At 69.2% G+C, this 22,580-nt stretch carries 17 protein-coding genes, 1 tRNA gene and 1 pseudogene; 8 read left to right on the forward strand and 11 right to left on the reverse strand.

The window, feature by feature from the left end; genetic code table 11:
• The first annotated feature begins 115 nt into the window (after positions 1 to 115).
• The 5 genes from ABZ564_RS12635 to ABZ564_RS12655 all read left to right on the forward strand — a co-directional run bounded on the left by ABZ564_RS12635 (position 116) and on the right by ABZ564_RS12655 (position 6,678).
• A complete protein-coding gene (locus ABZ564_RS12635) occupies positions 116 to 1,519 on the forward strand; it encodes an aminotransferase class I/II-fold pyridoxal phosphate-dependent enzyme (protein ID WP_360854016.1) in 1,404 nt (467 codons plus the stop codon).
• Positions 1,516 to 2,922 carry a SidA/IucD/PvdA family monooxygenase gene (locus tag ABZ564_RS12640; RefSeq protein ID WP_360854019.1) on the forward strand — a complete coding sequence of 469 codons (1,407 nt, stop codon included), beginning with the start codon at positions 1,516 to 1,518 and terminating at the stop codon, positions 2,920 to 2,922. The genes ABZ564_RS12635 and ABZ564_RS12640 overlap by 4 nt, the downstream gene beginning before the upstream one ends.
• Positions 2,923 to 3,164: 242 nt before the next feature.
• The gene (locus ABZ564_RS12645; RefSeq protein WP_360854022.1) at positions 3,165 to 4,259 is read left to right on the forward strand and encodes a peptidoglycan-binding protein; all 1,095 of its coding nucleotides are present in this window, start codon (positions 3,165 to 3,167) and stop codon (positions 4,257 to 4,259) included.
• 300 nt (positions 4,260 to 4,559) lie between these two features.
• Positions 4,560 to 5,579 carry a hypothetical protein gene (locus ABZ564_RS12650; protein WP_360854025.1) on the forward strand — a complete coding sequence of 340 codons (1,020 nt, stop codon included), beginning with the start codon at positions 4,560 to 4,562 and terminating at the stop codon, positions 5,577 to 5,579.
• Between the two features lie 13 nt (positions 5,580 to 5,592).
• Positions 5,593 to 6,678, forward strand: a complete 1,086-nt coding sequence (locus ABZ564_RS12655; RefSeq protein WP_360854028.1) for a hypothetical protein — start codon at positions 5,593 to 5,595, stop codon at positions 6,676 to 6,678.
• Between the two features lie 223 nt (positions 6,679 to 6,901).
• On the opposite strand, the pseudogene ABZ564_RS12660 reads toward ABZ564_RS12655, so the two are convergent.
• Both ABZ564_RS12660 and ABZ564_RS12665 read right to left on the reverse strand, forming a co-directional pair.
• A pseudogene (locus ABZ564_RS12660) lies at positions 6,902 to 7,063 on the reverse strand (IS1380 family transposase); the annotation flags it as partial.
• Between the two features lie 141 nt (positions 7,064 to 7,204).
• Positions 7,205 to 9,016: a 5'-nucleotidase C-terminal domain-containing protein gene (locus tag ABZ564_RS12665; protein WP_360854217.1), complete on the reverse strand. Its 1,812-nt coding sequence runs from the start codon at positions 9,014 to 9,016 to the stop codon at positions 7,205 to 7,207.
• A gap of 234 nt (positions 9,017 to 9,250) precedes the next feature.
• On the opposite strand from ABZ564_RS12665, the gene ABZ564_RS12670 reads away from it, so the two are divergent.
• Positions 9,251 to 9,952 (forward strand): SIMPL domain-containing protein, encoded by a 702-nt coding sequence (locus ABZ564_RS12670; protein WP_360854031.1) that lies wholly within the window; start codon positions 9,251 to 9,253, stop codon positions 9,950 to 9,952.
• A 146-nt stretch (positions 9,953 to 10,098) separates the two neighbouring features.
• Entirely contained in the window at positions 10,099 to 11,532 is a 1,434-nt protein-coding gene (gene pyk, locus ABZ564_RS12675) for a pyruvate kinase (RefSeq protein ID WP_360854034.1), read from the forward strand.
• A gap of 6 nt (positions 11,533 to 11,538) precedes the next feature.
• Here pyk and ABZ564_RS12680 read toward each other — a convergent pair whose 3' ends face one another.
• Complete coding sequence (locus ABZ564_RS12680) at positions 11,539 to 12,318, reverse strand: helix-turn-helix domain-containing protein (protein WP_360854037.1); 780 nt, start codon at positions 12,316 to 12,318, stop codon at positions 11,539 to 11,541.
• 110 nt (positions 12,319 to 12,428) lie between these two features.
• Positions 12,429 to 12,501 (reverse strand) — tRNA-Leu (locus ABZ564_RS12685).
• A 100-nt stretch (positions 12,502 to 12,601) separates the two neighbouring features.
• On the opposite strand from ABZ564_RS12685, the gene ABZ564_RS12690 reads away from it, so the two are divergent.
• Complete coding sequence (locus ABZ564_RS12690; RefSeq protein WP_360854039.1) at positions 12,602 to 13,252, forward strand: response regulator; 651 nt, start codon at positions 12,602 to 12,604, stop codon at positions 13,250 to 13,252.
• A gap of 66 nt (positions 13,253 to 13,318) precedes the next feature.
• Here ABZ564_RS12690 and ABZ564_RS12695 read toward each other — a convergent pair whose 3' ends face one another.
• The 7 genes from ABZ564_RS12695 to ABZ564_RS12725 form a co-directional block, all read right to left on the reverse strand.
• Positions 13,319 to 14,035 carry an ABC transporter ATP-binding protein gene (locus ABZ564_RS12695; protein WP_360854042.1) on the reverse strand — a complete coding sequence of 239 codons (717 nt, stop codon included), beginning with the start codon at positions 14,033 to 14,035 and terminating at the stop codon, positions 13,319 to 13,321.
• A complete protein-coding gene (locus tag ABZ564_RS12700; RefSeq protein ID WP_360854045.1) occupies positions 14,032 to 14,907 on the reverse strand; it encodes an ABC transporter ATP-binding protein in 876 nt (291 codons plus the stop codon). Before ABZ564_RS12700 ends, ABZ564_RS12695 begins: the two co-directional genes overlap by 4 nt.
• Before the next feature lie 4 nt (positions 14,908 to 14,911).
• Positions 14,912 to 16,699 carry a branched-chain amino acid ABC transporter permease gene (locus tag ABZ564_RS12705; RefSeq protein ID WP_360854048.1) on the reverse strand — a complete coding sequence of 596 codons (1,788 nt, stop codon included), beginning with the start codon at positions 16,697 to 16,699 and terminating at the stop codon, positions 14,912 to 14,914.
• Positions 16,700 to 16,704: 5 nt separating this feature from the next.
• On the reverse strand, positions 16,705 to 17,634 hold the full coding sequence (locus ABZ564_RS12710) for a branched-chain amino acid ABC transporter permease (RefSeq protein ID WP_360854051.1): 930 nt from the start codon (positions 17,632 to 17,634) through the stop codon (positions 16,705 to 16,707).
• 100 nt (positions 17,635 to 17,734) lie between these two features.
• The gene (locus tag ABZ564_RS12715) at positions 17,735 to 18,952 is read right to left on the reverse strand and encodes a branched-chain amino acid ABC transporter substrate-binding protein (protein ID WP_360854220.1); all 1,218 of its coding nucleotides are present in this window, start codon (positions 18,950 to 18,952) and stop codon (positions 17,735 to 17,737) included.
• Between the two features lie 644 nt (positions 18,953 to 19,596).
• On the reverse strand, positions 19,597 to 20,067 hold the full coding sequence (locus tag ABZ564_RS12720; protein WP_360854054.1) for a PaaI family thioesterase: 471 nt from the start codon (positions 20,065 to 20,067) through the stop codon (positions 19,597 to 19,599).
• Positions 20,068 to 20,162: 95 nt separating this feature from the next.
• Complete coding sequence (locus tag ABZ564_RS12725; protein WP_360854057.1) at positions 20,163 to 22,436, reverse strand: FdhF/YdeP family oxidoreductase; 2,274 nt, start codon at positions 22,434 to 22,436, stop codon at positions 20,163 to 20,165.
• Positions 22,437 to 22,580 lie beyond the last annotated feature (144 nt).

The raw sequence follows: 22,580 nt of genomic DNA on the forward strand, positions 1-22,580 counted from the left end.
ACCCTTTCGAGTTCAGATCACCCCGCTCCCCGGCCGCGCCCCCCGAAACCCGGACAAGCTGGCACGCACACCCATGCCCGCACCCCCCACGCGCGCCCGAAGGACCACCCACCCCATGCCCGTACCACCCCTCGCCGGGTCCACCACCGGCCCCACCGCACTGCGCCCCCTCCTCGACACCGTCCTCACCGCCCTCACCGAAGGAGCCCACCGCCGCGACGGCCCCCTCCCCGCAGGCGGACCCGACACCGTCGACCCCCACATGCGCACCGCCCTCACCCCCCTCATCCCCGACCACGGCACCGGCGCCCACCACGCCCTCGCCACCATCGTCGAAGCCCTCACCCAAGGCGCCGCCGACCCCGCCGACCCCCTCTGCGCCGCACACCTCCACACCCCGCCCCTCGCCCTCGCCGTAGCCGCCGACCTCGCCGCCTCGGCCCTCAACCCCTCCATGGACTCCTGGGACCAGGCCCCCGCCGCCTCCACCCTCGAAGCCGACACCGCCGCCGCGCTGGCCGCCGAGATCTACCCCCACCACCCCGCCCCCGACGCCCTCATCACCACCGGCGGCACCGAAGCCAACCAACTCGGCCTCCTCCTCGCCCGCGAACGCCACGGCCCCGTCCAGACCGTCACCGGCGCCAACGCCCACCACAGCATCGCCCGCGCCGCCTGGCTCCTCGGCCTCCCCGAACCCCTCACCGTCCCCGCCCCGAACGGCACCATCGACGTCCCCGCCCTCCACGAGACCCTCGCCCGCCACCACGCGCAGGGCCCCCTCCTCGTCACCGCCACCGCCGGCACCACCGACACCGGCCAGATCGACCCCCTCACCGACATCGCCGACCTCTGCGCCCGCCACGGCGCCGAACTCCACATCGACGCCGCCTACGGCGGACCCCTCCTCTTCAGCCCCACCCACCACCACCGCCTCGACGGACTCGACCGCGCCGACAGCGTCACCCTCGACCTCCACAAACTCGGCTGGCAACCCGCGTCCGCCGGCATCCTCGCCGTCCCCGACCGCCACCACCTCCACGCCCTCCACCACCACGCCCCCTACCTCAACGCCGACGACGACACCGAAGCCGGCCTCCCCGACCTCCTCGGCCGCTCCCTGCGCACCACCCGCCGCCCCGACGCACTCAAGATCGCCGTCACCCTCCAGGCCCTCGGCCGCACCGGACTCGCCGACCTCATCGACCGCACCTGCGCCACCGCCCACCACCTCGCCGACCTCATCACCCGCACCCCCGGCCTCGAACTCCACGACCGCCCCACCATCAGCACCGTCCTCTTCCGCCCCACCGACGCCGACGACCACACCGTGGCCACCGTCCGCCGCACCCTCCTCACCCGCGGCCACGCCGTACTCGGCCGCACCCACACCCACGGCCGGCTCTGGCTCAAGGCCACCCTCCTCAACCCCCACACCACCCCCGACGACCTCCACCGGCTCCTCGGCCTCGTCACCCGCCTCACCGCCGAACTCAAGGAAGGCAGCACCCTCCGATGACCGCCGCACCACCCACCCCCGACCCGCACCGCACCCACGATCTCGTCGGCATCGGCATCGGCCCCTTCAACCTCTCCCTCGCCGCCCTCGCCCACGGCCTCCCCACCCCCCTCACCACCGCCTTCTACGAACAGCGGCCCGCCTTCCACTGGCACCCCGGGCTCCTCATCGACGGTGCCACCCTCCAAGTCCCCTTCCTCGCCGACCTCGTCACCCTCGCCGACCCCACCAGCCCCTGGAGCTTCCTCAACTACCAACGCACCCAGGACCGCCTCTTCCCCTTCTACTTCGCCGAGCGCTTCCACATCCACCGAGCCGAATACGACGCCTACTGCCGCTGGGTCAGCGGACAACTCCCCGGCCTCCACTTCGGCCACCAGGTCGAGGCCATCCGCTGGGACCCCCACACCGCCCGTTTCGAGGTCGACCACACCCAGCTCGACGCCCACGGCGAAGCCGCATCACTCGGCCGCACCCACACCCGCCACATCGCCCTCGGCATCGGCACCGAACCCCACATCCCCGACGCCTTCAAACCCCTCACCGACGCCGGCACCGCCCCCGTCATCCACTCCGCCGACTACCTCCACCACCGCGACCGCCTCCTCCGAGCCCGCCACATCACCGTCATCGGCTCAGGACAGTCCGGCGCCGAAATCTTCCTCGACCTCCTCCGCGCCCGCCCCACCGGCAGCGAAGGACTCCACTGGCTCGCCCGCACCCCCGCCTTCGCCCCCATGGAGTACTCCAAACTCGGCCTCGAACACTTCACCCCCGACTACACCCGCTACTTCCACGCACTCCCCGAACCCGTACGCGACGCCCTCGTCCCCCAGCAATGGCAACTCCACAAAGGCATCGACCACGACACCATCGCCGCCATCCACGACGAGCTCTACCGCCGCACTCTCCACGGCGGCTGGCCCGACGCCACCCTCACCCCCGGCGTCACCGTCCGCACCGCAGGACGCGTCGCCAACACCCGCGTCGAACTCCACCTCGAACACACCCAGCAAGGCACCCGCACCCGCATCACCACCGACGCCGTCGTCCTCGCCACCGGCTACCGCGAACGCCCCCTCGACACCCTCCTCGAGCACCTCGCCCCCCACCTCCGCCGCGACACCTCAGGCCGCCCCCGCGTCGACGCACACCACCGCCTCGACCTCGGCCCCGCCATCACCGGCCACATCTACGTACAGAACGCCGAACGCCACACCCACGGCGTCGGCACCCCCGACCTCGGCCTCGCCGCATGGCGCAGCGCCACCATCCTCAACAACCTCACCGGCACCACCCCCTACCCCCTTCCGCAACGCACCGCCTTCACCACCTTCGGCCTCACCCAGCCCGCCATCCCCACCCAGCACCCCACCCTCGTCCCCCTCACCCACACCAACTGACCCCCCACAAGACCGTCCCCACCCCGCCGAGGACTGTCACAAGAACGGCTCCCAGCCGCCAACAATGTCGAGGTCACGTCACCAACTGATGTGGTTATCGCACAACGCTGGGCGCCGATGCCCGCACTTGCCATCGTGGTGCCCCGTCAGCCACCTCAGGCGGCACACCCGGAACGACAGCACCCGCACCCACGGGCGCCCCCGGACCGTGTGCCGCCCCACGGAACACCTCGGGGGAAACCATGTCACTCACCCGCCGCACGCAGATCGCCCTCGCCGGCCTCGTCGCAGCAGGAGTCGCAGCCGCCATCATCGTCGTCCCGGCACTCACCGACGACGACACCACCGGCCAGGCAACCGTCGCCGCCGCCAGAGACACCGACTACGGCCCCGAACCCGAAGCCGACAGCGACCTCGTGACCCAGGCCGACCGGATAACCTCCATGGCCACCGGCACACTCTCGCCCGACACCATGATCAACCGCGCCCGCACCTGGCTCACCGCCAACAACGGATCCCAGGTCCCGTACAGCATGCAGCGCGTCTGGAAGGACGGCTACCGCCAGGACTGCTCCGGCTTCGTCTCCATGGCACTCGCCCTCGGCAAGCCCGGCCTCAACACCGTCGGCCTCGCCAGCTCCGCCAACGGCGTCACCAAGCGCCTCAGCAGCGCCAGCCAGCTGCGCAAGGGCGACCTCCTCATCGACGCCAGCACCAGCGACGGCGACTTCCGCCACGTCGTCATCTTCGAGAAGTGGGCCAACTCCTCACACAGCTCCTACTGGGCCTACGAACAGCGCGGCTCCCACGGCACCACCCACCGCACCCTCAGCTACGGAATCGGCCGGGACAACTACGACCCCTACCGCCCCCTCAAGCTCAGCGGAAGCAGCAGCGGCGGCGGAGGCGGCAGCCAGACCCCCACCCCCAGCACCTCCTGGCCCGTCCTCAAGAGCGGCTCCCAGGGCACCGACGTCCGCTCCGCCCAGCAACTCCTCATCGCCCGCGGCTACAGCATCTCCGCCGACAGCAGCTTCGGCCCCAAGACCCGCGCCGCAGTGATCCGCTTCCAGAAGGCCCACTCCCTCGCCGCCGACGGCGTCATCGGCCCCAAGACCTGGTCCAAGCTCATCGTCACCGTCAAGTACGGCGCCAAGGGCCAGGCCGTCAAGGCAGCCCAGAACCAGCTCAGGATCTACGGCTACTCCCTCACCGTCGACGGCAGCTTCGGCGCCAAGACCAAGGCCGCGACCCTCGCCTTCCAGAAGAACCACCACCTCGCCGCCGACGGCGTCATCGGCCCCAACACCTGGCGCACCCTCCTCGGCTCCCGCTGACCCCCCGCCCCACACACCACGACGGCCCCTTTCCACCGCACCCGCGGAAGGAAAGGGGCCGCCGCCGCATGCACGCCGTCACACCCGAACGGACACCACACCCACTGGCCTCGATCTTTCGTGACGGTCCGTCGGTTCTTTCGGCGGGCCGTTCCGGTTGCTCGGGCCGGTGGTGGCCAGGGTGATGGCCCCGCTGTCGCGTCGGGTGGGCGCCGGGTTCCACGGCTTGGGTCGGGGTGGTGTGGGCAGCCCCTCCGGCGTGTGTCACGATCGCACCCAACCTGTGGGGGGTGTTGCTGAATGGCGCAGGACATTGCGCTGCGGCCGGTGGTGGATCCGGCCCTCGAGGACGCGGAGCGCGCGCTGCTGGAGAAGTCCGCCGACGGACTCTTCCCAGCCACGCTGCCGCTGCCCGAGGAGCCGGGGCTGGGCGGCCGTACCAAGGCGGACATCTGGACGGCCCTGGGGGCCTCCGCGGTGTGCGCGCTACTGCCGGCGACGATCCTGTGGGCGCTGATCGGCGTGTGGCCCGGCCTGGCCGTCGGGCTCGCGGCGCAGGCGGGGCTGATCTGGCTCGGGGTCCAGTTCGGGTTCGAGGCGTTCATCCTGACCGTCGTGGGCGTGCACCTGCTGGCCTGGCTGCTGATCGTCGTCCTCGGCTGCGGGACCGACGAGCGGCAGCGGGTGGCCCGGCTGCGCCACGGCCGCTACTACCTGGCCGAGGACTTCGGCGACGACTCCCTGCGCGAGCTGCTGGACCACTCGCCGCTGCGCCGGATGGAGCGCGCCCAGGCCGCCGTGACGGCGGTACTCCAGTCGCAGGTCGACCGGGACGGCCTGCTGGACGACATCGCCAACGACGTGACGCTGCCGGCCCAACAGTACGAGATCGCCCAGCGCCTGGCCGAGCTGACCCGGCTGGCGCGGAAGGTGCGCACCGCTGCCGGGGACGCCTCCGGCTCGCGGGTGGAGGAGATGCTGCGGACTCAGCGGCAGGCGCTGCGGCTGTCTTCGAGCGCGCTGGAGGAGCGGGTGGAGGCGCTGGAGCGGTACGCCGAGAACACCCGCGCGGCGGACGCGGCGTACCGCGAGTGGGAGGCCGTACGAGAGCTGGAGCAACTCGGCGAGGACATGCACGAGCTGGTGGTGAACACGGTGCGGGACGAGCTGGCCGTCGCCGAGATCGAAGGGCTCGCCGACCGGTCCCGGCTCCAGGACCTGCACCGGATGCTGGACGAGGCGCGGGAGGCGGGGCTGCTGGCCACGCGGTTCGCCGACGAGCCGGCCGACCGCCGGTCCGGCGACAGCGGCCGGGCGTGAGGGGGAGGACGACATGACGCAGACATCCCAGCCGAGACGCGAGTTCCACTCCGGCCGCGGCAAGAAGACCTTCGAGCGGATCCCGGGCGGGTTCTACCTGGTCGGCGCCCTGGTGATCCTCTTCGAGGTGGTCACGCTCGGCGCGGTGGGCCTGGCCCCGGCCGTCGGCGGCCCGGGCGACGACGGGGCATCCCCGGACAAGGAATCCCGGCGGGTCGAGGTCACCTACATCGCGACGGGCGACCACCCCTCGGTGGACTTCACCGTCGGGGAGGCGAACGGCAACCACGAGCCCCACGGGGTCGTCATCCTGCCGTACCGCAAGACCGTCGAGCTGGCGGCGGGCGCCGACTTCTACCTGGACGTCAGAAGCCGCGAGGACCAGGAAGGGGGCACTCTCACGTGCACCGTCCTGGTCGGCGGCAAGGTGGTCCAGCAGGCGCACAGCACACCGGACTCCTCATCGGCCACCTGCGCGGGCAGCGTCGCGGACGCCCCGCAGCGGGGCATCCCCGTGCCCACTCTCACCCCCGGCGCCTCCCCGCTGCCCGAGGAGCGGCGGCTCACCGGGACCGTCGAGGTGCCGGACTACCCGGGCGAGGGCTCGCCGGTCATCGGCACCGTCACGGACTCTTCCCTGGAGTACGCGGAGCTGGGCGGCACGTGGGACCGGAGCAAGACGCTGGATCCGGTCTTCGACGGCTTCACCCGCAAGCAGGAGGGGCGCCAGCGCGCACTCGTGAAGTCCACGCAGGTCGACGAGGACATCATGGCCGCGGCCGGCGGCACCGGGGAGCTGCGGGGCGTGGCGGGCGCGGTGATGGACGAGCGGCGGCGCTACGAGTACCCCCGCGACCAGGCGATCCTGGTCGACGTCGCCTCGCAGCCGCTGAAGGTCGACGGACATGACGCCTGGCTGCTGGTCAGCGAGATCCACTTCCACAAACGCGGGGTGCCGTCCACGATGGACCTGAACGCGGTCCTCGTGGTCGACACCGGGCGGGTCCGCCCCTCGGTGCTGTGGGTCGTACTGCCGGAGACGAACAAGAAGCTCTGGCCGGACCTGAACACTCTGGTCGCATCCGTCCAGGTCCACTGACCTGCACCGATACTGGACGGGCCCGGGCGCGCGACGCGTCCCGGGCCCGTCCGTAGAGCGCGACGCCGGCCGGGCACGGCATCGAGTCGGCGGCGATCAGGTCGACGAGCGTGCCCGACGCACGGGTGCGGTGCCAGACGATCGTGCAGTAGCGCGAGCGCAGCCACGGCTCCACGTGCTCGTACGTGGTGGCGGTGGCCGGCCATCCGTAGAGGTGCCGCGCCGCCCGAGCCTTCCGCCACGGCGTGAGCGCTGCTGATATCGCGTTGTCCAGGCCGACCTTGCGGACGGTCTCGACCAGCAGCACTTCCCCGGCCTACGAGACCACCGCCCGGCCGCCGCCCTCGATGCGGACACGCGGGTACGACCCGATACGCCTCTTCACCTGGAGAGTGCTTCTTCCCATGCAGCCGACAGGACCCTCGACAAGTACCATCGTTGCAGGTCAGGAGCACTCTCCGCTTATTTGGTCAAGCCTCGGACAGCCCTTGGTGCCGCGACGGGGCGAACCCCGACTGCCGCGGCACTAGAACACCGGCACACCGTCCCGCGTCAGCCGCCAGCCCACCGAAGCGAACTCCGCACCGTCCACCGAACCCCTCGCCTGCACCCAGGCGATGATCGTGTTCCGGATCTCCTCCGAATTCGCCCACAACTGCTTCGCACCCGCCACATGCGGGAAATTGCCCCCACCACTCGCCCGGTAGTTGTTCACCGCCAGCACGAACTGCGCCTTCGGATCGAGCGGCTTCCCCTCGAACGACAGACCCACGATCCGCGAACCCACCGGCTTCGCGATATCGATGTCATACGTCAGCCCCGACACCGCGTCATAGTTGTAATCCGGCGTGCTCTCCGCATTCGTCAGCCTCTCCGGATCCACCGGAGCACCCGCCGCCGTCTGCACGTAGTACTTCGCCGAGAACTCCAGATAATCCAGGACCTGCGCACCCGTCACCAGACGCGCCTCCAGCGTGTTCTCGAACGGATACAACCCCGCCGCATCCTTGATCGTCACATCACCGGCCGGAATCCGCGCCGTACGCGAGAAACACGACGCCTGCGACAACACCGGCAGATCCGCGTACTCACCACCCGCCAACGCCGCCTTCACCGTCTCCGCCTGAACGACATTGATCAGATCGATGATCGGCTCGTCCTTCCACGCCGCCTCGGCCGTCGACATCTCCGCCGCCGACGTACCGATCACCTGATTGACGTACGCCACGACCTTCTCGTGCTCATCCGCCAGCAACCTCGTGATCCTCGGATCCTCCACCGCCGTGTTCGAGTTCAGCACCCGCGAACCGGCCCTCTCGACCACCCAGCGGCCCTTCTCCCACACCACCTCGAAGTCGAACAGCGTCAACCGCTGCCCCCACTTCAACGGCTCCGACAGCACGACCTTCTTCCCGGTCTCCCTGTTCTCCACGAAGTACTCGGGAATCTCCAGATGCGCATGACCCACCAGAATCGCGTCGATCCCCGGCACCTGCTCCGCCACCAGACCCGCCGCGTTCTCCACATACGGAACCTGATCCCCGTACGACGACGTCCCACTGCTCCCCGAGTGCGCCGCCACGATCACCACATCGGCACCCATCGAACGCAGCCGCGGCACATACTTCGCCGCCTGCTCCTCCAGACCCGGGAACACCATCTTCCCGCTCACGTTCGCCTTGTCCCAGATCGCGATCCCCGGATTCGTCAGCCCCAGGATCCCCACCTTCACATCCCGCCCGTGCGGCGTACGCAGCTTCTTGACCACATACGGCGCGAACGCCGGCCGCAGCGTCTTCGCATCCAGCGCATTCGCCCCCAGCAGCGGGAAATCGCACTGCTCCTCGAACTTCCGCAGCACCGGAATCCCGTAGTTGAACTCGTGGTTCCCCAGCGCCGCCGCGTCATAACCGATCACGTTCATCGCCTGCGCCATCGGATGCACCGGACCACGCTTCGCCGTGATCGGATCGATCTTCGCGTAGTAGTACGAGAGCTGCGTCCCCTGGATCGTGTCACCCGCGTCGATCATCAACGTGTTGCCACGGCCCTTCTCCCGCCGCACCTCCTCCACCAACGTCGAGATCTTCGCCAGACCGACATCGTTGTGGCCCTTGTCGTCGAACTCGGCGTCCGTGAAGTAGTCCCAGTTGAAGACGTTCCCGTGCAGGTCCGTCGTCCCCATCACGGTGAACGAGTACCGCTTCTGCGGACCCCCGTGACCATCACCCCGCCCACGCCCCCGCGCCTGGGCGGGCGACGCGGCACCACCCGCCACCACCGCACCCGCGCCGGCCGCGGCCGATGTCCCCAGGAACGTCCTTCGGTTCAGCGGCATCTCGTCTCCCACATCCCAGTTCTCTTCGTACGAAGTTCTTCCGCGCACCCTCGTGTCGTGCCCGGCCCCGTCCGTCCGTGACGCGTGTAGACCGCACACACGCGCGGACAACGCGCGTAGATAATCACCCACCCACCACCCCCGGCAACACCCCCGGCAGGTTTCCGTTCCATGACCACACGCCATCCACCGGCGAACGCCCCGCCTGTCACACCCGGATGCCACAGTGGACCCATGACCGACACCGCACAGCCCTACGGCACCCCGGACCAACCCCGCCTCGCCGTCCGCGGCGAAGCCCGCCTCCAGGTCGACCCCGAAATCGCCCGCCTCTCCATCACCGTCACCGCCCGCGGCAAGGACCGCCGCGCCGCCCTCGAAGACCTCACCCGCCGCAACACCACCGTCCTCGAACTCGCCCGCACCTACGGCGACGCCATCGAGAAACTCGAAACCGGCTCCCTCTTCATCAACCCCGAACTCACCCCACGCGGCCGCGACGAAAAAATCCGCGCCTACCACGGCCGCGTCCACATCACCGCCGTCCTGGGCGACTTCACCGCCCTCGGCGAATTCATCACCCGCGTCGGCGACCTCGACATGACCCAGGTCAGCGGACCCTGGTGGGCCCTGCGCCCCACCTCACCCGCCCACGGCGAAGCCCGCCGCCAAGCCGTCCGCGAAGCCGTCCAGCGCGCCCGCGAATACGCCGGCGCCCTCGGCGCGGAACTCGCCGCCCTCGTCGAACTCGCCGACATAGGCGCGGAGAACACCGCCCCCGTCGCCTACGCCCGCACCGGCGGCTACGGCGGCGCGATGCCGGCCCCCGCCGGAGCCGGCGCCCCTCCGCCCCCTCCCATCGACCTCGAACCCCAGCGCCAGACCGTCTACGCCCAGGTCAACGCCCGCTTCACGATGACCCCGCCGAAACTCTGAAATTCCCCTCGGCACGGACCCGGCGCGCGCTCATCCGAGCGCGCCGTCGCGCAATTCAACACTTGTCAATAACCCTTCATGGAAAGGTGGTTGGACAGTCATACGGAGCCAATTGCCTACCCATAGGTAAGGTCTAGGCTCGAACCATGCGCCGAGCCAAAATCGTTTGCACCCTGGGACCCGCCACCGACTCATACGACCAGATCAAGGCCCTGGTCGAGGCCGGAATGGACATCGCCCGCCTCAACCTCAGTCACGGCAGCTACGCCGAACACGAAGAGCGCTACCACCGCGTGCGCAAGGCCTCCGACGAGGCACACCGCAGCGTCGGCCTCCTCGCCGACCTTCAAGGCCCGAAGATCCGCCTCGGACGCTTCCGCGAGGGCCCCGTACTCCTTGAACGCGGCGACGACTTCACCATCACCGTCGAACCCATGGAGGGCGACCGCCACGGCTGCGGCACCACGTACAGCGGCCTCGCCGCCGACGTCACCCCCGGCGAACGCATCCTGATCGACGACGGCCGCGTCACCCTCGAAGTCAAGGAGGTCGACGGCCCCCGCGTCCGCACCACCGTCGTCGAGGGCGGCATGGTCTCCGACCACAAGGGCCTCAACCTCCCCGGCGTCGCCGTCTCCGTCCCCGCCCTCTCCGAGAAGGACATCGACGACCTGCGCTGGGCCATCCGCACCGGCGTCGACGTCATCGCCCTCTCCTTCGTCCGCAGCGGCCGCGACATCGAGGACGTCCACCGCGTCATGGACGAGGAGGGCCGCCGCCTCCCCGTCATCGCCAAGGTCGAGAAGCCCCAGGCCGTCGACAACATCGAGGACATCGTCGCCGCCTTCGACGGCATCATGGTCGCCCGCGGCGACCTCGGCGTCGAAATGCCGCTGGAGCAGGTCCCGATCGTCCAGAAACGCGCGATCAAGCTCGCCAAGCGCAACGCGAAGCCGGTCATCGTCGCGACCCAGATGCTCGACTCCATGATCGACAACTCCCGGCCCACCCGCGCCGAGGCGTCCGACGTCGCCAACGCCGTCATCGACGGCACGGACGCGGTGATGCTCTCCGGCGAGACGAGCGTCGGCAAGTACGCCATCGAGACGGTCCGCACGATGTCCCGCATCGTCGAGGCCGCCGAGGAGGACATCCTCGCTAAGGGCCTCCCGCCCCTGACCGAACGCAACAAGCCCCGCACCCAGGGCGGCGCGGTGGCCCGCGCGGCGGCGGAGATGGGCGACTTCCTCGGCGCGAAGTTCCTGGTCGCCTTCACCCAGAGCGGCGACACGGTCAAGCGGCTCTCGCGCTACCGCTCGCCGATCCCCCTCCTGGCCTTCACCCCGGACCCGGCCACCCGCTCCCAGCTGAACCTGACGTGGGGCGTCGAGACGTTCCTCGGCCCGCACGTGGACTCGACGGACGCGATGGTCGCCCAGGTGGACGAGGAGCTGCTGAGGATCGGCCGCTGCCAGAAGGGCGACGTGGTGGTGATCACCGCCGGCTCCCCGCCGGGCGTGGCGGGGACGACGAACCTGGTGCGAGTGCACCACATCGGCGAGGACGACAGCCCGAAGTAGGGCGGCTCAGTATTTCGGCCCGACGTGAGCGTCCATGAGGGCTACGGACGCCCGTCGGGCGACGGAGATGTTGTACTCCTTGCCCGCGCGCGTACAGTGCGTCCACTCGACGCCGAGCTTGTCGAGGGTGTCGGTGTAGAGCTGCCGGATGTCGTCCGAGACGTTGGTGAACCAGTACCGGGGGTACTCGTACCGCTTCTTGACCCCGCCGACCACTCTGGTCGTCCAGTTCATGGTCCGACAGCCGTCGGAGTGGACGAGTCCACGGATGAAGTCCCACGGGTGGGCGTCCACGATCTCCTGCTGCCAGGGAGCGAGGACGATGCGGCGGGTGTGCTTCATGCCGGGGCCGTGTTGAGGGAAGAGGCAGGTCCAGTGCTTCGTGTAGGACTTGACTTCGACGCATCCGTCTCTGTGGCGCCGCGAGGTGCGCGGCACGGGCATCACTCGGCGTAAGGCCGACTCGGCTTCGTCGATCAGTCCCGGATGTGCCTCACCGCAGAAGATGGACAGATGGTGCTGCTTCCGCTTGGAGATGATGTGGCCATCGCCCAGATAGAGGCCGAGCAAATAGGCGTATGCGCGGCGATCGAATTCTCGGCCTGTGCACAGCGGGCAGTCGGTAGGCCGCTCGAACTGGATTCCGCGCCGCTTGCGATCCTCGTGCAGCCACCAGCCGATTGTCCCGCGCGGGACATTGAGAAGTTCCGCAACCGCTCGGTTCGTGGTTCCGCTCCGCAGGAGGGCGAGTGCTTCGTCACGTATCGACGGATTGTGCTGTTCCATGCGGCGAAGTCTTGTTCGACCTCGGCGGGGATGTGCGTGATTTGAGGGTGAGTTCACCGGCGGGAGTGAAGATCGCCAAGCTGGCTGACACCTTGGTATCGAAGGTAAAGTGCCCTGGGTGGGATTCGAACCCACGCTGTCGGTTGTTTGAGAACCGTGTCTCTTCCGCTGGACTACCAGGGCTGACATTAGGATCAAAGGCTAGCCTAGACCCGCTGTGACTCAAACATACAGGAGCTAGGTAGGCTCAGGTAGCAGCACCTGCCCTGAATCAAGGAGCCCCGTGACCACCCCCGAGTCGCCCCAGCCCGTCGCCGATGACGACAAGTCGCACGTCCCGCCGCTGACGACCCGCGTCGTCATCGCCGAGGACGAGGCACTCATCCGCCTCGACCTCAAAGAGATGCTCGAAGAAGAGGGCTACTCCGTCGTCGGTGAGGCCGGGGACGGGCAGCAGGCTGTCGACCTGGCGCGGGAGCACAAGCCCGACCTCGTCATCCTCGATGTGAAGATGCCGGTCCTGGACGGGATCTCCGCCGCCGAGAAGATCGCCGAGGAGTCCATCGCGCCGGTGCTCATGCTCACCGCGTTCTCGCAGCGCGACCTCGTGGAGCGGGCCCGGGACGCCGGGGCGATGGCGTACCTCGTGAAGCCGTTCAGCAAGAGCGACGTCGTCCCGGCGATCGAGATGGCCGTGTCCCGGTTCTCGGAGCTGAAGGCGCTGGAGAACGAGGTCGCGGACCTCGCCCAGCGGCTGGAGACGCGCAAGCTGGTGGACCGGGCGAAGAGCATCCTGCAGACGGACTACGGGCTGTCCGAGCCGGAGGCGTTCCGGTGGATCCAGAAGACGTCGATGGACCGCCGGCTGTCGATGCAGCAGCTCGCCGAGGCGCTGATCGCGGACGCCGAGGAGAAGAAGAAGGCCGCCGAGTAAGCCCCGTAAAGCACAGGGAAGGCCCGCGCCACCAGAGGCGCGGGCCTTCCTCGTACCCGTGGACGCTCAGTCCTCGCCCAGGTACGCCTTGCGGACGGACTCGTCGTGGAGGAGGTCCGCTCCGGTGCCGGAGAGGACGATCCTGCCGATCTCCATGACGTGGCCCCGGTCCGCGAGCGACAGCGCGGCCTGGGCGTTCTGTTCGACCAGGAGGATCGTCGTACCGGAGGCCCGGAGTTCGACGATGGTCTCCATGATCTTCTGCATCATGATCGGGGAGAGGCCCATGGAGGGCTCGTCGAGCATGAGCAGCTTGGGCCGGGACATCAGCGCGCGGCCCATGGCGAGCATCTGCTGCTCGCCGCCGGAGAGGGTTCCGGCGGCCTGCTTCCGGCGTTCCCCGAGGATGGGGAAGAGGTCGTAGGCGCGCTGGACGTCCTTCTCGATGCCCGCTTTGTCGTTGCGGAGGTAGGCGCCGAGGAGGAGGTTCTCCGTGATCGTCAGCCGGGGGAAGATGTGGCGGCCCTCGGGGGAGTGGGCGAGGCCCAGGGAGACGATCTTGTGTGCGGGGACGTTGTTGAGTGGTTTGCCCTCGAAGAGGATGCGGCCGCCGAGCGGTTTGAGCAGTCCGGAGAGGGTGCGCAGGGTGGTGGTCTTGCCGGCGCCGTTGGTGCCGATGAGGGTGACCACCTGGCCGGCCTCGACGGTGAACGAGATGCCCTTGACGGCTTCGATCTTGCCGTAGGCGACGCGGAGGTCCTCGACCTCGAGCAGTGCGGTCATCGGTTGTCCTCCTCTTCGGTGCTCGTGCTCGTGTGGGCCTCGGCTGCTTCGACCTCGGCGACCTCGTCGGCGCCGGGGGCGCCTTCGAAGGGGGTGCCGAGGTAGGCGGCGATGACGCGTTCGTCGCTCTGGACCTCGGACGCGGTGCCTTCGACGAGTTTCTCGCCCTGGACGAGGCAGGCGACGCGGTCGCAGAGGTTGAAGATGAAGCGCATGTCGTGCTCGATGACGAGGACGGCGATGCCCTGGTCCCGGATGGCGAAGATGAGTTCTTCGGTGACGCGGGTTTCCTGCGGGTTCATGCCGGCGGTGGGCTCGTCCAGGAGGAGGAGTCCGGGGTCGCTGGCGAGTGCGCGGGCGATTTCCAGCTTGCGCTGGTCTCCGTAGGGGAGGTTGCGCGCGAGGTGGTCGGCCTTGTCCTGGAGGCCGATGAACTCCAGGAGTTCCATGGCGCGTTCGCGGCTGGAGTGCTCGGCCCTGCTGTAGCCGGGCAGCCGCAGGAGGGCTGACCAGAGGCCTTCCTTGGTCCTGGTGTGGCGTCCGACGAGGACGTTCTCCAGGACGGTCATGTTGGCGAAGAGCCGGATGTTCTGGAAGGTGCGGGCGATGCCGGCCTTGGTGACGAGGTGGGGCTTGGGGGGCAGGACGGTGCCCTTGTAGCTGACCTTGCCCTCGGTGGGGACGTAGAGGCCGGTGAGGCAGTTGAAGAAGGTGGTCTTGCCGGCGCCGTTGGGGCCGATGAGGCCGACGATCTCGCCTGCGTTGACCTGGAGGTCGACGTCGCGTACGGCGGTGAGGCCGCCGAAGCGCATGGTGACCCCGCTGGCGTCCAGGACGGTTGTCGTGGTGGCGGTTGTCGTGGTGGTGGTCATGGTGTTACGCCCCCGCCTTGGCGATGCCGGCGTCCGTTTCGTCGGACTTCCGGGGTGTGGGCACGTCGAGCTGGTCGGTCTCGTGGAATTCGAGCTGCTTCCTGCGGTCGGCGACCAGGCCCTCGGGGCGGAAGCGCATGAGGAGGACGAGCGCGATGCCGAAGAGGAAGAGCTGGTAGTCCTGCATGAACTGCAGTTTGGCCGGGATGAGGTAGAGCAGTGCGGCGCCGACGAAGGGGCCGCTGAGGGTTCCCATGCCGCCGAGGATGACGGCGGCGAGGAGGAACGCGGAGTTCGGGGGCACGGAGCCGGCGAACTGGTACTGCTCGGGCGTCACGGTGTAGTTGACGTGTGCCTGTACGGTGCCGGCGAGGCCGGCGAGGGTGGCGCCGAGGGCGAAGGCGAGCAGCTTGAGCCGGAAGGCGTTGATGCCCATGGCGGTGGCCGCGGTCTCGTCCTCGCGGATGGCGACCCAGGCGCGGCCGATGCGGGATTCGCCGGAGCGGCGGAAGACGAGGACGACGACGGCGGTGACGACGAGCATCAGCAGGTAGTAGTTGGCGGGTCTGCTGAGGGTGAAGGGGCCGACGTCGTGGCTGAGTCCGAAGTCGATTCCGAGGAGGTTGAGGTCGGGGATGCTGGGGATGCCCTGGGAGCCGTTGGTGAGGTCGGGTCCGCTGTTGCCGTTGAGGTTGTTGACGGTGACGCGGAAGATCTCTCCGAAGCCGAGTGTGACGATGGCGAGGTAGTCGCCGCGCAGGCGCAGGGTGGGGGCGCCGATGAGGACGCCGAAGATCAGTGAGACGACTGCTCCGGTGAGGACGGCGGCCCAGAAGGGGAAGTGGACGCCGATCGCGGAGAGGGGTGCGCCGGAGACGAGGGCGGCGGTGTAGGCGCCGACGCCGAGGAAGGCGACGTAGCCGAGGTCGAGGAGGCCGGCGAGGCCGACGACGACGTTGAGGCCGAGTGCCACGGTGGCGAAGATGAGGATGTTGACGCCGATGAGGGCGTATTCCGCGGTGTCCTGGGTGAAGGGGAAGCAGAGGGCTGCGACCAGGGCTGCGGTGAGGGTGACGTTGCGGTGTCTGGCGGTCAGCGCGGTGATCCGGGCGATGAGTCCGGCCCGGGTGAGTGCGGTGAAGGCGAAGGCCGCGGTGATGAGGAAGCCGATGAACTGTTCGGAGTCCTCGGTGGGGATGTCGATCCCGTAGGTGAAGACGTACAGGGCGATGCCGAAGGCGGCGGCGATGGTGATGATCTCGGCCCAGGCCGGGAGGGTCTTGGCGCGGGGTGCCGAGGGGGCGGCGAGGCTGTTGCGGAAGCGCTGCCAGGCGTTCGGCGGGGGCCCGTCGGTGGTGGGGGGGACGTCGTAGGGGAGGGCGAGGGAGGCGATGACGGCGATGAGTGCGCCGATGCCGCTGACCCAGGCTCCGGGTTCGAGGTTGACGACGCCGCCGAGCTCGTAGGAGATGGCGCCCATGGTGTAGCCGGTGGTGCCGAGGGTGGCGAGGGCCAGGAGGCGGACGGGGCTGTTGGTGCCGGCGGGGGTGAGCCATCGCAGTCCGGGGATGCCGTAGCCGGTGAGGGCGAAGAGCAGGGTGAGGATCGCGCTGGTGAGGGTGAGGATCTGGAGGCCGCCGGGGTAGCCGGTGACGGTGAGGTCGCCGGGGAATTCGGAGGTCCAGGTCCAGGGGAGGAAGGTGCCGGCGAGTGCGGCCGCGGCGCCGGTGAGGGTGGCGATGCGGGCGGCGGGTGCGGGGAGCGGGAGGAGTGCGGTCGGGGTGGTGGTCATCTGTATCACGCCCTGTCCGCGACGCGTTCGCCGAGCAGGCCTTGTGGCCGTAGCAGCAGGACGACGATGAGGAGGACGAAGGCCCATACGTCCTTCCAGGCGCCGCCGCCGAAGAGGTCCATGCCGGGGACTTCGCTCATGTAGCCGGTGGCGAGGGATTCGGCGACGCCGAGGACGACGCCGCCGAGCATGGCGCCGTAGATGTTGCCGATGCCGCCGAGGACGGCCGCGGTGAAGGCTTTGAGGCCCATGAGGAAGCCCATGCGGAAGCCGATCTGGCCGTTCTTGAGTCCGTAGGCCACGGCGGCGACGGCGGCGAACGCGGCGCCGATGGCGAAGGCCATGACGATGATGCGGTCGGTGTTGATGCCCATGAGCTTGGCGGTGTCGGGGTCCTGCGAGGTGGCCTGCATGCCGCGGCCGGAGCGGGTCTTGGAGACGAAGAGGCCGAGGGCGATCATGCAGACGGGGGCGGCGATGAGGACGAAGAGGTCACCGCGCTGGACGTGGGCTCCGAAGACGCTGAAGGCCTCGCCCTTGAACTGGGGGAAGGGGCGGTCCTTGGTGGCGTCGGGGTACCACTTCCAGATGGCCTGCTGGAGGGCGAGGGAGAGCCCGATCGCGGTGATCAGCGGGGCGAGGCGGGGGGCGTTGCGCAGGGGCCGGTAGGCGAAGCGTTCGGCGGCGACGCTGATGGCGACGGAGCATATGACGCCGCCGATGATCATGAGGGGGACGATCGCGAGGAGGTTGGAGCCGGCCGGCATCCAGAGGTAGACGGTGAGAGCTCCGAAGCCTCCGATCATGAAGATCTCGCCGTGGGCGAAGTTGATGAGCTGGATGATTCCGTAGACCATCGTGTAGCCGATCGCGATGAGTCCGTACATCGCGCCGAGGATGAGTCCATTGGCCAGCTGTTGCGGCAGTTCGTGCACCGCAGGGCCTCCGTGGAGTGGTTCGGATATGGCACCGCGCGGGAGTGCTGGTAGCGCTCCCGCGCGGTCTGGGGTCGTTCGGGTGTGGCCCGGGAGCGGGTTACGGCTTGTAGGCCTCGCTGAGCTTGGAGACCCACTTGCCGCCGTCGACCTGGTAGGCGGTCATCATGGTGTTGGTGGTGTCGCCGTACTGGTCGAAGGAGACGGGGCCGGTGACGCCGTCGAACTTGACCTTGCTCATGGCGTCGAGGACCTTGGCGCGGGCGTCGTCGGGGAGCTTGCCGTCGTTCTCGGAGACGGCGAGCTTGACGGCCTCGATGATGGCCCAGGTGGCGTCGTAGGTGCCGCCCCCGTAGGCCTCGTAGGCGTCCTTGTAGCCGGCGGTCTGGTAGTCCGCGATGAACTTCTTGGCGGAGTCCAGCTCCTCGACGGGCTTGCCGACGGAGGTGGCGATGTCGCCCTGGGCCTTCTTGTTGAGCTTGATGAAGTCGGCGCTGTACATGCCGTCGCCGCCCATGAGGGGGATCTTGACGCTGTCCTTGAGCTGCTGGCTCAGGGGGGCGCCGGCGGGGTATTCGCCGCCGTAGTAGACGGCCTTGGCGCCGGACTTCTTGACCTTGGTGACGACGGCGTTGAAGTCGCGGTCGTCGGGGTTGACGTGGTCGGAGCCGACGATCTTGCCGCCGAGGCCGGTGAAGGTCGCCTTGAAGGAGGCGGCGAGACCGGCGCCGTAGGGCTTCTGGTCGTCGATGAGGTAGACCTGCTTGATCTTCGCGTTGTTGTAGAGGTACTTCGCGGCGAAGGCGCCCTGGATCTGGTCCGTGGTGGCGGTGCGGAAGTAGGTCTTGAAGGGGCGCTTCTTGTCGCCGGTCTTCCAGTTGTCGCCCTGGGTCAGTTCGGTGCCGGTGTTGGCGGGGGAGACCTGGGTGAGGCCGGCGTCGTTGAGCGGTTTCTGCATCGACTGGGAGACGCCGGAGTTCAGCGGGCCGACGACGCCGACGACCTTCTTGTTGTCGATGAACTTGGTGGCGTTCTGCTGGCCGACGGAGGGCTGGGCCTGGTCGTCGAGCGGCTGGACCTCGAAGGTGATGCCGGGGACCGTCTTCTCCTTGTTCGCCGTTTTGACGGCGAGGTCGGCGGAGTTCTTGATGCCGAGGCCGAGGGCGGAGAGGTCACCGGTGAGGGGGGCGTCGACGCCGATGACGACGGTCGTGTTGCCGCTGCCGCTGTTGCCGTCGCTCTCGTTGCCGTCGTCGCGCGACCCGCAGGCGGTGAGTGTCAGTGCTCCTGTGGTGAGCACTGTGGTGAGGATGAGCAAAGAACGGTGTCGCACGAAAGGTCCTTTCCCTGGCGCGGCCTCCTCGGCTTGAGGTGCCGTGTCGTTCGCCGGGCCGTACTGGTTGGTACAGGGCCGTGCTGCAGACGCGCCCGGCGGCGCGGTGACTGGCCGTGACTCTAAGGGCAGTGGTGGGGGTCGGGAGGGGTGCCGGCCAAGGATGTGACTGTCTTGTTATGCCCTTGAGCAAGGCTTGAGGTGGCTGGGCGGACATGTACGGCTTTTTACCGGACCGTGAAGTGACCGCAATGTGAGAACACGCAGCTCTGCTAAGGGGCTTGGGGTGATCTTGCTGCTGTCGTCCGGTGGGGCGGTGCGGGGGTGCGGGAGGGCAGGCCGCAGGGCCCGGTGGCCGGGAGGGCCGGGCTCGTCGTGTCGCGGCGGGGTGCTCCGTCTCGCGCGCTGGTCACGCAGCGTTACGGTGGCGGGGGTGCGGCGACGCGGTGTGGTGGTGGGGCGGGGAGGTGTGGCAGATGAGTGGGCCACGGAACGGGGGCCGGGGTCAAGGGGGTTGAGGCTGTCGTCTGCCTGAATTCCTTGTGCGGGGCGGTAGTTGTGTCCGGATACGCCGCTGCCCGGCCGTTTCGGTTCGCGGCCGGGCAGGGGTGGTGGGGCGTGGTGCGGGGTCAGGCGGCTTCGGGGGCGGGGGCGTCGCGCAGGAGGCAGGTCAGGCGTGCGGTGCAGACCCGCTTTCCGTGCTCGTCGGTGATGGTGATCTCGTACGTGGCGGTGGACCGGCCGCGGTGTACGGGGGTGGCGGTGCCGGTGACGAGGCCGCTTCGCGCCCCTCGGTGATGGGTGCAGTTCAGGTCGACGCCCACGGCGATCTTGGAGGGGCCGCCGTGGAGCATGGAGCCGACGGAGCCGAGGGTCTCGGCGAGGACGGCGGAGGCGCCGCCGTGCAGGAGGCCGTAGGGCTGGGTGTTGCCCTCGACGGGCATGGTGCCGACGACGCGCTCGGCGGAGGCTTCGAGGATGCGTACGCCCATGCGTTCCCCGAGGTGGCCGGCGGAGAAGAGGGCGGGCAGGTCGACGCCGAGCGCGGCGTACTCGTCGATGATCTCCTGGGGGAACGTGGGTGCGGTGTGCTCGCCCATGGCGCCGCCTTTCGTCTCGGTGCGGTGGTGCGCATCTGTGTGCGTCGTTCTTATCAGACGGCTGAGCGAGCGCTTAGGGGGCGTCGGCCGGCGGCTCAGCGCGCGGGCTCGAAGCGCACCACGACGGACTTGGAGGCGGGGGTGTTGCTGGTGTCGGCGGTGGAGTCGAGGGGGACCAGCACGTTGGTCTCCGGGTAGTAGGCGGCGGCGCAGCCGCGGGCGGTGGGGTAGTGGACGACGCGGAAGCCGGGGGCGCGGCGCTCGACGCCGTCCTTCCACTCGCTGACGAGGTCGGTGTAGGAGCCGTCGGCGAGGCCGAGGGCGGTGGCGTCGTCGGGGTGTACGAGGACGACGCGGCGGCCGCCCTTGATGCCGCGGTAGCGGTCGTCCAGGCCGTAGATGGTGGTGTTGTACTGGTCGTGGGAGCGCAGGGTCTGGAGGAGCAGCCGGCCCTCGGGGAGCTCGGGGAACTCGACGGGCGCGGCGGTGAAGTTGGCCTTGCCGGTGGTGGTGGGGAAGCGGCGGGAGTCGCGGGGGCCGTGCGGGAGGGTGAAGCCGCCGGGGTGGGCGATGCGCGCGTTGAAGTTCTCGAAGCCGGGGACGACGCGGGAGATGCGGTCTCGGATCGTCGCGTAGTCCTTCTCGAACTCCTCCCAGGGTGTCGCGGATCCGGGTCCGAGTACGGCGCGGGCGAGGCGGGCGACGATGGCGGGTTCGGAGAGGAGGTGGGGGCTCGCGGGGGTGAGGTTGCCGCGTGAGGCGTGGACCTTGCTCATGGAGTCCTCGACGGTGACGAACTGCTTGCCGCTCGCCTGGACGTCCTTGTCGGTGCGGCCGAGGGTGGGCAGGATCAGGGCGCGGGTGCCGGTGACGGTGTGGGAGCGGTTGAGTTTGGTGGAGATGTGGACGGTGAGGCGGGCGCGGCGCATGGCGGCCTCGGTGACGTCGGTGTCGGGGGTGGCGGCGACGAAGTTGCCGCCCATGGCGAGGAAGACCTTGGCGTCGCCGTCGCGCAGGGCGCGGATGGCGCGGACCACGTCGTAGCCGTGGTGGCGCGGTGAGGTGATTCCGAATTCCTTGTCGAGGGCGTCGAGGAAGGCGGGGGCGGGGCGTTCGAAGATGCCCATGGTGCGGTCGCCCTGGACGTTGGAGTGGCCGCGCACGGGGCAGACGCCGGCGCCGGGGCGGCCGATGTTGCCGCGCAGCAGGAGGAAGTTGACGACCTCGCGGATGGTCGGGACGGAGTGTTTGTGCTGGGTGAGGCCCATGGCCCAGCAGACGACGGTGCGCTTCGAGGCGAGGACGAGTTCGAGGGCCTGTTCGATGGCGGCGCGGTCGAGTCCGGTCGCGGCGAGCGTCTCGTCCCAGTCGGCTTCGGCCGCGGCGGCGGCGAACTCCTCGAATCCGTGGGTGTGTTCGGTGACGAAGGTTTCGTCGACGGCGCCGTCGGTCGCCAGGATCAGTTTGTTCAGGAGGCGGAAGAGGGCTTGGTCGCCGCCGATGCGGATCTGGAGGAAGAGGTCGTTCAGTGGTGTGCCCTTGAGCAGGCCGCGGGGGGTCTGCGGGTTCTTGAAGTGTTCGAGGCCGGCTTCGGGCAGCGGGTTCACCGAGATGATCCTGGCGCCGGCGGCCTTGGCCTGTTCCAGGGCGGAGAGCATCCGGGGGTGGTTGGTGCCGGGGTTCTGTCCGGCGACGATGATCAGGTCGGCGTGGTGCAGGTCTTCCAGGGAGACGGAGCCCTTGCCGACGCCGATCGTCTCGGTGAGCGCGGAGCCCGAGGACTCGTGGCACATGTTGGAGCAGTCGGGCAGGTTGTTGGTGCCGAATTCGCGGGCGAAGAGCTGGAGGAGGAAGGCCGCCTCGTTGCTGGTGCGGCCGGAGGTGTAGAAGACGGCCTCGTCGGGGGAGTCGAGGGCGCCCAGTTCCTCGGCGATGATCTGGAAGGCGCGCTCCCAGGTCACGGCCTGGTAGCGGTCGGCGCCCTCGGGCAGGTACACGGGCTGGGTGATGCGGCCCTGCTGGCCGAGCCAGTAGCCGCTGCGCCCGGCGAGGTCGGCGACGGGGTGGGCGGCGAAGAAGTCGGGGGTGACCCGGCGCAGCGTGGCCTCCTCGGCGACGGCCTTGACGCCGTTCTCGCAGAATTCGGCGGTGTGCCGCTTGTCGCCCTCGGGCCAGGCGCAGCCGGGGCAGTCGAAGCCGTCCTTCTGATTGACCTTGAGGAGGGTCTGCGCGGTGCGGCGCAGGCCCATCTGCTGCTGGGCGACGCGCAGGCTCTGGGCGACGGCGGGCAGGCCGGCGGCGGAGTGCTGGGCCGGTCCGACCCGGGGGGCGTCCTGGACGGGGTCTCCTGCGGGCGGCTTGCTGGCCATGGTGCTCCTCTTCGAGCCTGCTGGGGGTCCCAGGAGGTGTCTCGTGGGTCCGCCGTGTGTGTTTCCTTGTCTCCGATCCTGGCACGCGGGGCGGGTGGGGTGCCCGGGGAGCCGTGGCGGGCGGTGGCCGGTCCGGATTGTCGG

Origin of the sequence: Streptomyces sp. NPDC019224 (genome assembly GCF_040632605.1) — a bacterium.
In the GTDB taxonomy this organism is placed as follows: Bacteria; Actinomycetota; Actinomycetes; order Streptomycetales; family Streptomycetaceae; genus Streptomyces.